This window comes from Campylobacter concisus, assembly GCF_015229955.1.
GTDB classification, from domain to species: domain Bacteria; phylum Campylobacterota; class Campylobacteria; order Campylobacterales; family Campylobacteraceae; genus Campylobacter_A; species Campylobacter_A concisus_AT.
On sequence record NZ_JAAKYZ010000001.1, the window covers coordinates 673,472 to 688,795 of the forward strand.

Genomic DNA, 15,324 nt, shown 5'->3' on the forward strand with positions numbered 1-15,324 from the left:
GGCCGTATTTTAATATTTTTAAAATAAAAAATCAATAACCAATTATTTTATTAAGGCTCTTTTCTTCTTTACTCCAGCCTTTTTTAACGATTACATCGAGTTTCAAAAAGACCTTTGATCCGGTTAAATTTTGTATTAACTTTCTTGCAAAAATTCCTATTCGTTTTATCGTTTCACCATTTTTACCGATGATCATACTCTTATGAATATCACGCTCAGTGATGATACTTGCAAAAATTTCAGTTATGCCAGGTTTTTCTTTTACACTTTTTATGATTGCATCGCTAAGATATGGGATCTCATCGCTTAAATTTTCATATATCGCTTCTAGTATAAATTCCCTAAAAATTTCTTTTTCATTTGTTGAAGTAAGAAATTCCGGATCGTAAAAGTACTCATGCTCTGGCAAAAGCTTGCAAATCTCATCAAGAAGCGGCTTTTTATAGGTTGGCTGCTTGGTGCTAAAAGTAAGCAAAGCTGCAAATTTATCTTGAAATTTTTGATATTGGGTGATCTTTTCTAAGACTTTCGCATTTGAGCTCTCATCGACTTTTGTTAGCACTAAGATGTGTGGTTTTTCAGGATTTAGGGCTAAAAATTTCTCGTAGTCACTTGTGTCATCATGGATAGGCGCTAAAAATACGATGAGATCGCAGTCTCCCATCGATTTTATCGCTTGGCTAATTAGCAGTTGATTTATCGCTTTGTTGCTTTCATGAAGTCCTGGCGTGTCGGTGAAGATGATTTGATCTTCGCCGTTCATAACTATGCCATTTATCTTTCTGCGAGTTGCATTTTGTTTATGCGAGACGATGGCGATCTTTTCGTTCAATAAGGCATTTAAAAACGAGCTTTTGCCAGCATTTGTGCGTCCTATGATGCTAACAAAGCCTGATTTCAAAGTATATACCTCGCTAGGTCTTGATCCTCGACCACGTCTTTTAGGCGCTCTTTTACAAGCTCTTTTGTCACATTTATCTTCTCGCCGCTCTTTTCGCTAGCCTCAAAGCTAATATCTTCTATCACGCGCTCGATTACCGTATGAAGGCGTCTAGCACCGATGTCTTCCATCTTTTCATTTGCTGCGTGAGCGATCCTAGCTATCTCTTTTATCGCTTCATCGTCAAATTCTAGCTCGACATTTTCAGTTGAAAGAAGTGCGATGTATTGCTTTAAAAGCGAATTTTTTGGCTGAGTTAAAATTTGATAAAGCGCGTCTTCATCAAGGCTATCAAGCTCAACTCTTAGTGGAAAACGGCCTTGAAGCTCAGGGATGAGATCGCTTGGTTTGCTTATATGAAAGGCACCAGCAGCAATAAACAAAATGTGATCTGTCTTTAAATTTCCAAATTTAGTATTTACATTTGAGCCCTCAACGATCGGTAGTAAATCTCTTTGTACGCCTTCTTTACTAGGATCTTGCCTGTTTGAGCTACCTGAGCCAACGGCCACTTTATCGATCTCGTCTATAAAGATGATACCTTCGTTTTCAGCTCTTCTTAAAGCCTCAGTTTTTATGCTCTCAAGGTCTAAAATTTTATCATTTGCTTCGCTTTGAAGAGCTTTTTTAGCGTCTTTTACCTTCATCTCTTTTTTGATATTTTTGCCACCGATGCCAATTATCTTTATAAAGCTCTCTTGCATCTGCGCCATGTCAGGTGGCACGTTTGAGCCAGCTTCAAGCGGGTTTTGCTGTACCTCGATCTCGATACTTAGCTCGTCAAGCTCGCCGTTTCTTAGCCTATTTAGCATCTTTTCATAGCTCTTAGCGTACTCTGCTTGCTTCTCTTCGCTAGCACCTTTTGGAAGTGGTGGAAGTAGCTTTGAGACAATCTTTTCTTCGATGTAGGCGTTGATTTTGTCTTGGTTTTTCTCGCTTTGCTCGTTTTTTACGAGATTATATGATGCCATAGCAAGGTCTCTTACCATACTCTCAACATCACGGCCAACAAAGCCAACCTCAGTATATTTGCTAGCCTCAACCTTGATAAATGGCAGCCCCATCATCTTTGAAAGACGCCTTGCGATCTCAGTTTTACCAACGCCAGTTGAGCCGATCATCAAAATGTTTTTTGGCATGATGTCATCTTGCAGGCTTTTTTCAAGCTTCATGCGGCGGTAGCGGTTGCGAAGCGCGATCGCTATGATCTTTTTGGCGTCCTTTTGACCGATCACATAGTCATCTAAAAATTTAACAATTTCTCTTGGTGTTAAGTTCATTTTCTCTCTTATTCCAAAACATAAGTTTTGATGTTTGTATTTGTATAGATGCAAATTTCGCCAGCGATCTTGAGGCTCTCTTTGACTAGCTCCTCTTCGTCAATATCGGCAAATTTATCTAAGGCACGTGCCGCTGAAAGGGCGTAGTTGCCGCCGCTTCCGATAGCTGCTATCTTGCCATCTTCTGGCTCTACAACATCCCCAGTACCACTAAGTAAGAAAATTTTATCCCTATCAAGCACAAGCATCATCGCTTCAAGCTTTCTTAGATACTTGTCTTTGCGCCACTCTTTGCTAAATTCTATCACCGCTTTTAGCAAATCGCCCTTTGTATGTTCCAAATTTTTCTCAAACATATCAAATAGGTTAAACGCATCAGCAGTGCTGCCAGCAAAGCCAGCTAGGACTTTGCCGTTATGAATTCTACGAATTTTTACGGCATTGCCTTTTAAGACGGTATTACCAAAGCTCACCTGTCCGTCGCCGCCGATGACTGATTTGCTTTTGCCTTTGTAGGCTAAGATGGTTGTCGCATGAAACATCTACTCTCCTTGCACGTCAACCTTCAAGCTTGCATTTATCGAGTGTCCAAGCTTTACATGAACGTCATAAAGGCCGACTGCTTTTAGGTGAGTGTCCATGTCAATCGCTTTTTTCTCGACAACTAAATGATGCGTTTTTTCAAGCTCTGCTGCGATCTCTTCTTTTGAAACTGAGCCAAAAAGTGAGCCATTTGCACCAAGAGTTTTCTTGATGACAACTGTCACTTTTTCAAGCTCTTCTTTAAGTTTTTCTAAATTTGCGATCTCGTATTTTAGCTCTTCAGCCTTTCTTTTTTGGGCTGCTTCATATTGGCGAAGAACGTCTGGAGTAGCTGCTTTTGCAAAGCCTTTGCCAATTAAGAAGTTGTTGCCATAGCCGTCTTTTACCTCTTTTATCTCGCCAGCTTTGCCAAGTCCTTTTACATCTTTTATTAATAATACTTTCATTTTTTTCCTTTTAAATTTTATTTTTAGTCAAATTTTCGCCCATTTTTGCGTGCGATGATGAAGCGAAGCGCGTTTAGTTTGATAAATCCAGCTGCATCTTTTTGATCATAAACGCTATCTTCTTCAAATGTGCAGTATGCCTCGCTAAATAGATTATCATTTTTACTGCTTCTGCCAAGGATAGTCACATTGCCTTTATAAAGCTCAACTTTAACTGAGCCATTTACGTGCTCTTGACTCTTGTCGATGAGAGCTTGAAGCATATTTCGCTCAGGTGACCACCAGTAGCCATTATAAATTAGCTCGGCGTATTTTGGCATGATTTCATCTTTTAAGTGAGCTGCGCCGCGGTCAAGCGTGATGCTCTCGATCGCTCTATGAGCTTTTAGCATTATCGTGCCACCAGGAGTTTCGTAGCATCCGCGACTCTTCATACCAACAGAGCGGTTCTCTACGATGTCAAGTCTGCCTATACCGTGTTTTGCGCCAAGGCGGTTTAGCTCGGTTAAAATTTCAGCTGGGCTCATTTTTTTACCATTTATGCTCACTGGATCACCTTTTTCATAGCCGATCTCGATGATCTCGCTCTTATCTGGAGCATCTTTTGGGCTAACACTCCATCTCCACATATCATCTTCTGGTGCGTGGCTTGGGTCTTCAAGCACTAGACCTTCGTAGCTTATGTGAAGTAAATTTGCGTCCATTGAGTATGGGCTTTTGCCTGGTTTTTTAGTGATATCTATGCCGTTTTTCTCAGCGTATGCCAAAAGTTTTTCACGACTATTTAGATCCCACTCGCGCCATGGAGCTATAATAGTTAGGTTGTCGCCAAGCGCGTAGTATCCAAGCTCAAAGCGAACTTGGTCGTTGCCTTTGCCTGTTGCTCCGTGGCTCACACCATCAGCACCAACAAGTCTTGCGATCTCACTTTGGCGTTTTGCTATTAGTGGGCGCGCTATCGAAGTGCCAAGCAGATACTCGCCCTCGTAGACTGCATTTGCTCTAAACATTGGAAATACATAATCACGTACAAATTCTTCTCTTAAATCTTCTATAAAAATATTTTCAGGCTTTACACCAAGTGCTAAGGCTTTTTTGCGTGCAGGCTCTAGCTCCTCGCCTTGTCCGATGTCAGCTGTAAATGTGACTACTTCGCAGTTATATTCATCTTGAAGCCATTTTAAAATGATACTTGTGTCAAGTCCGCCAGAGTATGCTAAAACCACTTTTTTTACGTCTTTTTTCATAGCTCTTCCTTTTGTTAAAATGGTCGTATTTTAGCCTAAATTGATTAATTTTTAATAAACTAATTTAATAAATAATGTAAGTTTTTTCTTAGAAAATTTTATAAAAAAGATTACTATTTAAAATTATGATAATTAATATTGTTTTAAAAGATACTTTGTTAAATTTCAAACTTTTTTAAATTAAATTTTTAAAAGGATGGTCGTGAGAAAAACAAAATTTATTGCCATCTGCCTTAGCGCTTGCGTGGCAAATTCGCTCTTTGGAGCAGAGCATAAAGACAATAACGAAACAAGACTTGATGGTGTTGTAGTAAGTGCGAGTGGCTTTTCGCAGCAGATCAAAGAGGCTCCTGCGAGCATAAGTGTGATAAGTGGCGATGAGCTTACAAAAGATAGCTTTACTTCGCTTCACTCAATCGCTCAAAAGGTGCCAGGTGTAAATGTCGTTGGTGGCGAAGACGGAGCAGCTAGTGGCATCTCGATACGTGGCATGGAGAAGTCTCAAACGCTAGTTTTAATTGATGGTAAAAGAGTAAATTCAAGCAGCGCAAATCCAAAGGGCGGAGCAGGGGATATGAACTCAAATTTCATCCCGCCAGCTGAGGCGATCGAGCGTATAGAGGTCATCCGTGGTCCTATGAGCTCGCTTTATGGTAGCGACGCAGTTGGAGGTGTGATAAATATCATTACCAAAAAGGATTTTTCAAAATTTAGTGGCAATGTCGGCATCTCAACCACGATAAACACTCACAAAGGCATAGGAGATGGCAGGCAAGGCGACTTTTATCTAAATTTACCTCTTTATAAAGACCTTTTTGCGCTTCAGCTTTGGGGCTATAAAAAGCTAAGAGATGAAGATGGCTACATTGGTGGTTATCAAAAGAGCGATAAGAGAAATTTAAGTGCAAAACTTTGGATCACGCCAGATGAACATAATAAATTTTACATCCTTGGCTCAAACGAAAGGCATGATTACTCACGTACCATTGGTAAGTCAGCCGATCCAGACATAAGAAAAAAAGCTTTAAACGCCTATGACTATGAGAAAAAGAGCTATGGTGTGGGCTATCTTGGCGAATTTGATAATCTAAATGCCGATCTTAGCTACATTTATGATGAGACACAAAGAACGAGCCTTTTTGACAGCCTCATACCCGCAAAAGCTAAAAATCACAACTTCAACTCTAAATTTACAACCTTTTTTGGCGCTCACACTCTAACTTTTGGCTATGACTTTAGCAAGCAAAATGTCGGCACGACCTTCATTGTCTCAAACATCTCAAGGAATGGTCTTAGAAATCCAAAAAGCTACTCAATGAGCGAGCATGCAGGATTTATCGAGGATGAGTGGCAAATTTTAGACGAGAAGCTATTTTTGACGCTTGGTTCAAGACTCACGCACAACGAATTCTTTGGCAACCACCTATCGCCAAGAGCCTATCTAGTCTATAACGCTACAGATACGCTAAGCTTAAAAGGCGGCGTAGCAACTGGCTATAAAACGCCAAATGTCAATCAAATCTCCCCAGAAGTAGGCACTATTCAAAATGCTTGGAGAATAGTTGATTTTGGAAACAAAGATCTAAAGCCAGAAAAAAGTATAACTTACGAAGTTGGTGCATATTATGACAATCAGGCTGATTTTAGAAGCTCGGTAACGCTTTTTAGAAATGAATTTAAAGATAAGATCCTAGACACTGATGGCAGTAAAAGAGTAAATGGAATTCCAGCCTTTGGCACTTGCACAGGTGCGCCAAGTATGGGTTGCCCTGGTTGGGGAACTTACTTTAACATTGAGGGTGCGACCGTTTGGGGCGTGGAGCTAAGTGGCGATTATGACATCCTTTCTAATTTAAATTTAAGCTCAAACTACACCTATAATAAGTCAAAGATAAAAACTGGCAACCCAACGATAAACACGCCAAATGGCCCTATGAAATTTAGCCAAACTGGGCTTAACAGACTTGATGGCAAAAGCCTAACAGCAACGCCAGAGCACACACTTCACGCTACGCTTACATATAAGCCTATAAAAAGCGTTAAGACATTTTTTGGCGCAAACTACGAGAGCAAGCTAACAAGCGTAAATTTTGGTGCTGGCAATAGCGTAAGGGAGAACACAAAAGACCTACTCACCTTCGATACAGGCATAAGCTGGGACGCAAACAAGCATCTGACTCTTAGCCTAAATGCCTACAACATCTTTGATAAGGTAAGATACGATGAGGCGCTTGTTGGAGATACATACTACTTTTATCCGCAAGAGGGTAGGAGATTTTGGTTTAAGGTCGCTGCAAAATGGTAAGAGCGTTTAAATTTTTACTTTTTACGCTTGGCGTGGTACAGACTTTGCACGCAGGGCCTAGCCAAACGCCTGAGCCACTAAGTCAAAAAGCTGCTAGTAAATTTGAAATTTCAACCTTTAAAATGAGCGCAAATGATGAAATTTATAAAATTTTCACAGCCAAGCTAAAGGGACAAAGTGAGTTTAAAAATGTGCTTTTCTTGCTTGATGCAAATGCCCAGTTTAACATGCTCTTAAATGAATTTGAGGGCTCTTCCGCACCGCTAATAATAGGCATAGGATATGATAGCAACAAAAGCTATGAGGTAGAAAAACGCACAAGAGATCTCACGCCAATGGCAGAGGGTGAGGAATTTAGCAAGGGTGGTGGCGCTGATGCGTTTTACCACTTTTTAACTAAAAATTTAGTCCCGCTAATAGATGAGAAATTTAACGTGCAAGGTAGCCAAAAGAGCCTTTATGGACACTCTTTTGGCGGGCTTTTTACACTTTATGCCTTGCTTAAAAATGAGGGTGTATTTTCAAATTTCTTTATCGCTTCGCCATCTCTTTGGTGGGGCGAGTCTGAAATTTTAAAGCAAAATGTGAGTGAGGGTAAATTTAAAGAGAAACTAAAGGCTAAATTTGTCTTTCTTAGCGTTGGCGAGCTTGAAAAGAGAAAGGGCAAAACGGACAAAGCTGGCACTTTAAAGGCGAGCGATCTAGCCCAAATTTTAAAGCAAAGTGGCATAAATTCTCACTTTGAGTTTTATAAAAACGAAACCCATGGTAGCGTCATACCTCTAAATTTAAAAGAGCTTTTAAAATATCTAAAGGATTAAAAATTTAAGGCTATTTTTGTTAAAATCTGCCGCATGAGAGTAGATAAATTTTTAAACGTAGTAAATATCACAAAAAGGCGTGCCGTTAGCGAAGATATGTGCAAAAGCGGCGTTGTGAGCATCAACGGCGTGCAGGCAAAAGCGGCAAAAGATGTTAAGGTTGGCGATGTGGTTAGCATCAAATTTCTAACGCGCGAGGCGAGATACGAGGTGCTAGCGATCCCAACTACAAAAAGCATACCAAAAAGCGCTCAAAGCGAATATGTAAAAGAGCTTTGATGGTTTTTGAGTTTTTAGAAAATGAGCTTGGTGAACTTGTGCGGGTGCTGCCAAAAAGTGGCGTGGTGCTACTAAGCGGCGATCTAGCAAGTGGCAAAACGACGCTTGTAAAGGCGATCATCAAGGCTCACGGGATAGACGAGAGCGTGACGTCGCCGACATTTTCTTTGATGCAAATTTATGGTAAAGATATCTACCACTACGACATTTATCAGATCGGATTTGACGGGATGGCAAAAAACGGCCTTTTTGAAAATTTATTTGAAGAGGGGCTTCATCTAGTAGAGTGGGGCGATGAAAATTTAGAAAAAGCTCTAAAGAAAAACGGCGAGAGCTATACATTAGTAAAAATTTCTCCTAGCAAAAATGGCAGAAAATACGAGGTTATAAGTGCATAAACTAGAAGTAAAAGATCTAAAAAAGACGATTAAAAAAAGTGAGATCATAAAAGGTATATCTTTAGAGGTAAATAGTGGCGAAGTTGTGGGGCTTCTTGGGCCAAATGGTGCTGGAAAGACGACCACTTTTTATATGATTTGCGGACTCATCTCGCCAACTAGCGGAGATGTTTTTTTAAATGACGAAAAGATTACAAACGTCCCGCTTCACAAAAGAGCACACCTTGGTATTGGCTATTTGCCGCAAGAATCAAGTATATTTAAAGAACTAAGCGTAGAAGAAAATTTACTTCTTGGGGCTGAAATTTTAAATCAAAGCGAAGAAGAGATAGCAAAAAGAGTAAATGAGATGCTAAATATGCTAAATATCGAGCCTATCCGTCTAAGAAAGGGCGTTAGTCTAAGTGGTGGCGAGCGTAGACGTTGTGAGATCGCTAGAAGTCTCATCATAAAGCCAAAATTTTTACTTCTTGATGAGCCATTTGCAGGCGTCGATCCTATCGCGGTTAGCGACATCCAAAGTATCGTTAGAGACCTTAAAAAGCTAGGCATCGGCGTTTTGATAACTGACCACAACGTTCGTGAGACGCTAGCTATTTGTGACAGAGCCTACGTCATCAAAGATGGCTCGCTACTAGCAAGTGGCAGTGCGAGCGAAGTGGCAAACAATAAGCTCGTTAGAACGCACTATCTTGGCGAAGAATTTAAGCTGCTTGAGTAGATGATGCTAAGGCAAAAGCAAACTTTAGCGCCAAAGATTAAGCTAAACCAAACGCTACGAAGTTGGCTTCCTATACTTCAAAGCGGGCTTGATGAGCTAAAAGAGACGCTTGAGCCTTTTATAAAAGACAATCCATTTGCCACAATTGAGCATAAAAATTTAGAAAAAAGCGAGAAAAAGCGAAATTTTTTCGAGCAGGTTAGCAAAAACTCGGTTAGCGAGAGCATCGAGGCTTTAAGCATCTATAAAGAAAGCCTCTATGAAAAGCTCGTTAGCCAGATAAATCCGCCACTTTTCCCCACGCAAAAGTCTCAAGATATCGCATATAAGATCATCGAGTGTTTGGACGATGAGGGTTATTTTTCTTATGATGATGAAATTTTTGCTGGCTTTAATGAGGGCGAGGTGGAGCGGGTTAGGGCGAGATTTGCCTACCTTGAGCCCTGTGGCGTGGGTGCAAAAGATGTCAAAGAGAGTTTTTTATTTCAGCTTGGCGAGGCAGAAGCAAGCGATGAGATCATAGAGTGCGCAAAAAAGATCATCTTAAATTTTGAAAATATAGAAAAACTTAGAAAGCTTAAATTTTACGACGACGCGCTAAAGATCATAAAGAAATTTAAAAATCCACCGGCTATTGAGTACCTTGAGGACGAAAAAGAAGCAGTACCTGACATCTTCGTGCTAAGCACAAGTAGTGGCATAAGCGTGCAGATAAATGACGAGTACTATCCAGAAATTTTAGTCGATACCGAGGGGCTAGACGAGAAAGAGGCCTTTGTAAGCTCGCGCATAAAAGAGGCAAGCGAGCTAATTGACGCCCTTGAGATGAGAAAAGCGACGCTTTATAAAATAGGGCTCATGATAGTTGAGTATCAGTATGACTACTTCTTGGGCGGCGACATAAAGCCTATGAAGCTAAAAGACCTAGCAGACGAGCTTGGGCGTAACCCTTCAACCATCTCAAGGGCGATCGCGAATAAATATTTAAGCTGCTCAAGAGGTACGGTCGCACTTAAAAATTTCTTTTCAACTGGCTTTGACGAGGAGACCTCAAACGCTGCAATAAAAGAATTTTTACTAGAGCTCATCAAAGGCGAAGACCACAAAAAGCCACTTTCTGATCTAAAAATTCAAGAGCTAATCCAAACTAAATTTAACATCCAAATCGTTCGCCGAACTATCACAAAATACCGCAAAATTCTAAACATCGGCAGCTCAAGCCAGCGAAAAAGAGTCTATCAGATAAACGGCTAACTACCACTCATTTACAGCAAAAAGTATGGCCTTACGCATCTGCGTAAAAAGCTCATTACTAAGCTCTTCGTACTCTTTGCCACGTTTTTTATATTGCGCCATGCCCGCTGCATCGTCGTTCCAAGAGCTCATACCACCAAAGACATCAGCCAAGCTTGCCGCAGCAAAAAGGGCTAAATTTTTCTTTGGCATAAGCGGTGCATTAAATATCTTTTGATTATCATTGCTTGAAGATCTAAGTGATTTTAATGCCCTGCAAAAACACTCACCAAAATTCTCACACTCTATCTCATCTGCAAAGGCCGCTATCTTAGTAAGTATGGCCATAAAAGCCTCTGTGTTGTCGCTAAAATTTTCTAAATTTACATCTTTTTCAAGACTAAATTCTTTATATATTATGTCCCAGCCTCTTTGATCTTTGTTGTATTTCCAGTAGGGCACGAAGCAGCTCATGTGCTCTTTAAAAATGCAGATGATCGATTTTGCGGTAGAGTTTGAAAAGCTAAGCAATAAACGTTCATCTGATGAGCCAGTTAAATTTGCAGTAAGTCTTACATCGCTTAATCCAAGTTTTAATGCGTGCTCAAACCACTCATTTACGCCATTTGCTCTATGGCCTGAGAGAAAGTGAAAATTTATACTATTTTCGTAGTTAGTGCCATTATATAGGATAGGAGAATTTGACTTTATGCCCTGCTTTGCAGCAACAATAATGGCGCATATATTAAACATTTCACCATTCATTTTTGCTCCCTTAATAGCCCTTGTGGCAAGCCGTGCTCTAGCCAACCATCACAAAATTTTCTTGATTTTTAAAGTATGGTTTTAGGCTCTCATAAGCAGATTGAATATTTTTAAATTTCTTTGCGTATTCTTCTTGTATGAGAGGATTTTTGTTGGCGTGCCTATCTGGGTGATAGATATTTACGAGTGAAAGATAGCTTTGTCTGATAGTTTCAAAGTCATCATTTTTTTTGCAACCCAAAATCTCAAAATTTTTCTCAAGCAAATTTGCAAGCACAGAAAATCTGCTTACAAATTTAGATGAGCTTTTTATTTTTATGCCTTGTTTAAAGGCTTTGTAGTCTTTTTCATCATAGATAAAATTTACGCTAAATTTTGGATAGCTTCTTTTGTAGAGTAGTTTATTTAATGTGTTTATGTCGTTGTCATTTGAGATGGTGATGTTTAAAAAATCATCATTTTTGCTAAAGGCAATATTACTTTTTACTAGACTCTCGCTGATATAGCTAGCAAAATCTCTGCAAAGTGCATCTTTTAGCTCAAATTTGACTTCATTTTTTACAAAATTTACATTTAGGCTAATGACAGGGGTTAGGGTATTTTTTTGAACAAAGCCAAGCTTTATGGTTTTATAGTTTGCAAAACGAATATCGAGTTTATCATCGCTTTGCTTTTCATAAAGTTTTTTTATAAATTTTAAAAAGCACTTGCGTTGCGGGATTTCGCTCTCTTCATAAAACGAAATAACCTTATTTTTATTAGATAAAATTTTTGTAAAATTTCTGCTTATCATATCTCTAAGCTCACGAAACAAAGTGTCATTATCAGTTAAAATGCTTAGAGATTCTAATGTTTGCGTAACTTTCATTGCCTACTCCACATAAAATATTACATGTTTTAGCAATAAGCATTCCAAATTTATATTTTTCTTATATCTTGGCCTTTAATGTACTCTGCAAATTCGTTTTTTAGTTTATTTTCTTTATACGAGATCGCCTCTTCTTTTGTATGAGAAACGGCTTCTTTTTGAGTTTTTTTGATCTCACCTTGCTCTTTAGTAAGTTCTTTTTTTATCTCTTTTAAACTATCGAAAAAATCATTCATTTTTGCTCCTTTTGTTTTTATCGGATTTTACTAAAACAGTTATAAAATTAAAATGAATACAATTTTTCTTTAAGGAAAGTTTGGCTAATATCTCGACTTAACTTTCTTGTGCGCTCGTAGCTCAGCTGGATAGAGCATTTGATTGCGGTTCAAAAGGTCAGAGATTCGAATTCTCTCGGGCGCACCATCTTTTTAATTCTTAACGACAAAACTTCATGATTTTTATAGTAAAATAAGCAAAAAAATTAAAAGAGAAAAAATGGATTTTCAAAATATTCAAAAACAAATTTCGGTACTAAAAGAAAGTTTGACAGCATTAGAACAAAATAGTGAACACGAGATCGGCTTGGCAGTTGGGGTTGTTGAGTTTAATAAAAATGCTGATGAACTTAAAAAAAAGCTTACAAATTTAAAAGGTGAAAGCGATTTCTTTAAAAGTGTCTTCAATACAGAGGACTATTATGAAAACATTAGTACTTATTTGGAGCAGATAAAGAGAAGCTTAAATTATAAAATTGAGAAAAATGGCGTGAGCTTTAAGGCAAATGAAAATTTACAAGAAAGCTATGTCGCCATTTTAAATATAATAGAAATTTTAGTGGCAGAGTATCAAATACAAAACAAAAATAAAGCAAAAAATCTCTTTTCTAGGACAACAGATACTACTCAAATAAAATCACTACTTGCGGAGCTAAATACTCTACAAGAGCGTATACATAATGTTTTGCATATTCATTCTAGGATAGTTTCAAATGTTATTTTGCAAAATTTTAAGATAATTTATACGTTCTTTTATAATTGTATTAAGGCTGCGAAGCAACGCAAAGATGAGCTTTTGCTGGTGGAGATCGCGGGTATAACTGATAAGATAATAACTATGATAAAACCAGTCTTTAGTGCAAAAATTTTAAATACAAATGAGCTTATTTATCATTACTTGATCTTTGAGCTAAAAGAACTAAAAGCTTGTGCGATAGGCGAGGAGCTAGTTTAAAATTTTATCAATTATCTCTTTTGCTCCATTTGGCAAAAGGATCTCTTTTAGAGCTTTACTGCTTTTGTTTAGATCAAAATTTTCTATCATTCTTATAACTTCGTCTTTGTCTAAAATTTCTCCATTTTGCAAGCAAATTTCAGCAATGCCTTTATCTTTTAAAAATTTAGCGTTATAAAACTGATGATTACCAGCGGCATAAGGAAATGGCACAAAGATAGATGGAAGAGCGTTTGCACAAAGCTCCCAAAGCGAGCTAGCTCCTGCTCTTGATATGGCAAGGTCAGCCTTGCTCATCTTATTTTCTATCTCTTTACTAAATTCAAAAATTTCTAAATTCGTTTCATTAAAGCCAAATTCATCATATCTTTTTTTAAGTTCATCAAAGCCGTTTTTACCACATTGATGAATTATATTTATGCCTTTTTCTTTAAGATATGGAGCTAAATTTATAGCTAGCTCGTTTATCGCTTTTGCACCTTGCGAGCCTCCTAAAAACAAAATAGTCTTTAGCTCCTCTCTCATTCTTGCACTATCGAAAAATTTCTTTGCTACGGGATAAGGGTAGGGCGAAGCTTCATCATAAGAGCTAAAAAAGCCTTTTGCATAAGGCTTTAAAATTTTATTTAATTTGCCCATTATAGCATTTTGTTCGTGGATAAAAAGTGGTACTTTTGAGATAATGGCTGCAATAGCTGCTGGAGCTGCTGAATAGCCACCAACGCTAATGACTACCTTAACGTCATTTTGCTTAAAAATTTTTCTACATTTTAAAGCAAGATTTACGATATTTGTTAGTGATTTTAGTTTAGCAAAGCCTCTCTTATTTACTACGCCACTACTTGGTAAGAAAAATTTTTGTAAAAAATTCTCGTCATTTTCAAACCAAAATTTATCTTGCCCACTAGTTGAGCCGATAAATATAGGCTTAATATCTCGTCTATTTAGCTCCTCGCAAAAGCTTCTTGCAATAGCTAAATGCCCACCAGTACCTCCACCGCAAATAACAATCATAATTTTGCCCTTTTACTAACCATCAAAACCATACCGATACCGATACAAATCGCAAGCACAGAGCTACCGCCGTAACTAAGAAATGGCACAGCAATACCTTTAATAGGCGTGATCGATGTGATACCATAGCTATTCATTAAAAATGAAAACGATAAGATAAGCCCGACACCAAGCGTAAATAGATGATAGACCTTATTTTCGCTTCTAGCTGAAATTCTAAAAATTCTATAAAGTAGCGTTATAAATATAGCTACTATACACAAAATACCAAATACACCGACCTCTTCAGCGATACCAGCTAATACAAAGTCAGTATGAACCTCGCTTAAGAAGCCGAGCTTAAAGATACCAGCGCCAAGCCCTTCGCCGAAAAATTCGCCATGCTTTATAGCATTTAATGAGTGAGAAATTTGATATGGCTCTGGCGCATCAGCCACTCTTAATACATCTGCAACGCTGTCAGGCAAGAAAGAAAGCACCATATTTTGTATCGTGCCCCACCATGATTTTATACGTAAAATTCTATGCTCAGAGCTGATTATCGCTACTGTCATAACAAAAGCAGCTCCTAAGATACCGATGCTAAAAAGTCTCGCGCTTGCTCCTGCAAAAAGTGCCATCGTCACAAATGTAAGTGCTAGCACGACCACTTGACCAAGGTCATTTTGCATAACAGCAATAAGAAAGATAGCAACACCAAAAAGAATAATATAAGGCATAAGTATCTTAATCTCATCTAGCAAGGTCCTTTTGCCCTCACTAAATTTTCTAGTAAAACTCCAAGCCAAGAAGTAGACAAAACCGATTTTAAAAAACTCAACTGGAGCTAGTGAAAAGCCAGGTAGCCTAATCCAACGCCTGGCACCACCAGCGTCAGTCACCATTGAAGATGGCAATGCATGCATTAGCCCCATGGCGATACCGCAAGATATAAGAAGGCCAAACCCTATCCAAACAAGCGTTTTTTCAGGATTGAGCCTAGAGAGCCACCACATAATGAAAATTCCGATACAACCAACAATAAATTGGCGGATAAAAAAGTGAAACTCGTCGTAATTAAAAAATAAAACCGTAAAAACTGGCAAAGATAGTGAAAAAATAATGCTTATAGCGATCAAAGTCGAACAAAGGTAGAAAATGATCTTATCAACTGCCAAAATTTAACTCCAAGTTTAAAAAGTGCCAAAGTATAATAAAAAACGGCTTACAAAGATATTATTTGCTATAATTGCAG

Annotated in this window: 17 protein-coding genes and 1 tRNA gene; 8 read left to right on the plus strand and 10 right to left on the minus strand. The window is 38.4% G+C overall.

The window, feature by feature from the left end; translation table 11 throughout:
* Nucleotides 1-31 precede the first annotated feature (31 nt).
* The 5 genes from era to G6W45_RS03515 are packed head-to-tail and all read right to left on the minus strand — an operon-like array spanning nucleotide 32 to nucleotide 4,456.
* Nucleotides 32-901: a GTPase Era gene (era, locus tag G6W45_RS03495; RefSeq protein ID WP_194167533.1), complete on the minus strand. Its 870-nt coding sequence runs from the start codon at nucleotides 899-901 to the stop codon at nucleotides 32-34.
* Nucleotides 898-2,220: an ATP-dependent protease ATPase subunit HslU gene (gene hslU / locus G6W45_RS03500; protein WP_103588234.1), complete on the minus strand. Its 1,323-nt coding sequence runs from the start codon at nucleotides 2,218-2,220 to the stop codon at nucleotides 898-900. Before hslU ends, era begins: the two co-directional genes overlap by 4 nt.
* A gap of 8 nt (nucleotides 2,221-2,228) precedes the next feature.
* Nucleotides 2,229-2,762 carry an ATP-dependent protease subunit HslV gene (hslV, locus tag G6W45_RS03505; RefSeq protein ID WP_194167534.1) on the minus strand — a complete coding sequence of 178 codons (534 nt, stop codon included), beginning with the start codon at nucleotides 2,760-2,762 and terminating at the stop codon, nucleotides 2,229-2,231.
* Nucleotides 2,763-3,209, minus strand: a complete 447-nt coding sequence (rplI, locus tag G6W45_RS03510) for a 50S ribosomal protein L9 (protein ID WP_103582786.1) — start codon at nucleotides 3,207-3,209, stop codon at nucleotides 2,763-2,765.
* Nucleotides 3,210-3,232: 23 nt separating this feature from the next.
* A complete protein-coding gene (locus tag G6W45_RS03515) occupies nucleotides 3,233-4,456 on the minus strand; it encodes an argininosuccinate synthase (RefSeq protein WP_194167535.1) in 1,224 nt (407 codons plus the stop codon).
* A gap of 196 nt (nucleotides 4,457-4,652) precedes the next feature.
* Between G6W45_RS03515 and G6W45_RS03520 the strand changes: the two genes are divergently transcribed.
* Genes G6W45_RS03520 through G6W45_RS03545 form a run of 6 tightly spaced genes read left to right on the plus strand, consistent with a single transcriptional unit; the run spans nucleotide 4,653 to nucleotide 10,234 of the window.
* A complete protein-coding gene (locus G6W45_RS03520) occupies nucleotides 4,653-6,761 on the plus strand; it encodes a TonB-dependent receptor domain-containing protein (RefSeq protein WP_194167536.1) in 2,109 nt (702 codons plus the stop codon).
* On the plus strand, nucleotides 6,755-7,582 hold the full coding sequence (locus G6W45_RS03525; RefSeq protein ID WP_194167537.1) for an alpha/beta hydrolase: 828 nt from the start codon (nucleotides 6,755-6,757) through the stop codon (nucleotides 7,580-7,582). The genes G6W45_RS03520 and G6W45_RS03525 overlap by 7 nt, the downstream gene beginning before the upstream one ends.
* 33 nt (nucleotides 7,583-7,615) lie before the next feature.
* Entirely contained in the window at nucleotides 7,616-7,861 is a 246-nt protein-coding gene (locus G6W45_RS03530) for an RNA-binding S4 domain-containing protein (protein WP_072594226.1), read from the plus strand.
* A complete protein-coding gene (tsaE, locus tag G6W45_RS03535; protein ID WP_194167538.1) occupies nucleotides 7,861-8,259 on the plus strand; it encodes a tRNA (adenosine(37)-N6)-threonylcarbamoyltransferase complex ATPase subunit type 1 TsaE in 399 nt (132 codons plus the stop codon). Before G6W45_RS03530 ends, tsaE begins: the two co-directional genes overlap by 1 nt.
* Entirely contained in the window at nucleotides 8,252-8,980 is a 729-nt protein-coding gene (gene lptB / locus G6W45_RS03540) for an LPS export ABC transporter ATP-binding protein (RefSeq protein WP_103559271.1), read from the plus strand. Before tsaE ends, lptB begins: the two co-directional genes overlap by 8 nt.
* A 3-nt stretch (nucleotides 8,981-8,983) precedes the next feature.
* Nucleotides 8,984-10,234, plus strand: coding sequence for an RNA polymerase factor sigma-54 (locus G6W45_RS03545; RefSeq protein ID WP_242039057.1), 1,251 nt, complete (start codon nucleotides 8,984-8,986; stop codon nucleotides 10,232-10,234).
* On the opposite strand, the gene G6W45_RS03550 is transcribed toward G6W45_RS03545, so the two are convergent.
* From G6W45_RS03550 to G6W45_RS03560, 3 genes are read right to left on the minus strand one after another with little or no spacing between them, the layout of a single operon-like run.
* A complete protein-coding gene (locus G6W45_RS03550) occupies nucleotides 10,235-10,978 on the minus strand; it encodes an RNA polymerase subunit sigma (protein ID WP_194167540.1) in 744 nt (247 codons plus the stop codon).
* Between the two features lie 37 nt (nucleotides 10,979-11,015).
* The gene (locus G6W45_RS03555; RefSeq protein ID WP_194167541.1) at nucleotides 11,016-11,846 is read right to left on the minus strand and encodes an adenylosuccinate lyase; all 831 of its coding nucleotides are present in this window, start codon (nucleotides 11,844-11,846) and stop codon (nucleotides 11,016-11,018) included.
* A 50-nt stretch (nucleotides 11,847-11,896) separates the two neighbouring features.
* Nucleotides 11,897-12,082, minus strand: a complete 186-nt coding sequence (locus tag G6W45_RS03560) for a hypothetical protein (RefSeq protein WP_054196631.1) — start codon at nucleotides 12,080-12,082, stop codon at nucleotides 11,897-11,899.
* Nucleotides 12,083-12,192: 110 nt separating this feature from the next.
* Between G6W45_RS03560 and G6W45_RS03565 the strand changes: the two genes are divergently transcribed.
* Both G6W45_RS03565 and G6W45_RS03570 read left to right on the plus strand, forming a co-directional pair.
* Nucleotides 12,193-12,269 (plus strand) — tRNA-Arg (locus G6W45_RS03565).
* Between the two features lie 72 nt (nucleotides 12,270-12,341).
* Nucleotides 12,342-13,076, plus strand: a complete 735-nt coding sequence (locus G6W45_RS03570; RefSeq protein WP_021091403.1) for a hypothetical protein — start codon at nucleotides 12,342-12,344, stop codon at nucleotides 13,074-13,076.
* Here the strand turns inward: G6W45_RS03570 and murG are convergent.
* Together murG and G6W45_RS03580 are read right to left on the minus strand one after the other, a co-directional pair.
* Complete coding sequence (gene murG / locus G6W45_RS03575; RefSeq protein ID WP_194167542.1) at nucleotides 13,068-14,090, minus strand: undecaprenyldiphospho-muramoylpentapeptide beta-N-acetylglucosaminyltransferase; 1,023 nt, start codon at nucleotides 14,088-14,090, stop codon at nucleotides 13,068-13,070. The genes G6W45_RS03570 and murG overlap by 9 nt on opposite strands.
* Nucleotides 14,087-15,247, minus strand: a complete 1,161-nt coding sequence (locus G6W45_RS03580) for an FtsW/RodA/SpoVE family cell cycle protein (protein ID WP_103619258.1) — start codon at nucleotides 15,245-15,247, stop codon at nucleotides 14,087-14,089. The genes murG and G6W45_RS03580 overlap by 4 nt, the downstream gene beginning before the upstream one ends.
* Nucleotides 15,248-15,324 lie beyond the last annotated feature (77 nt).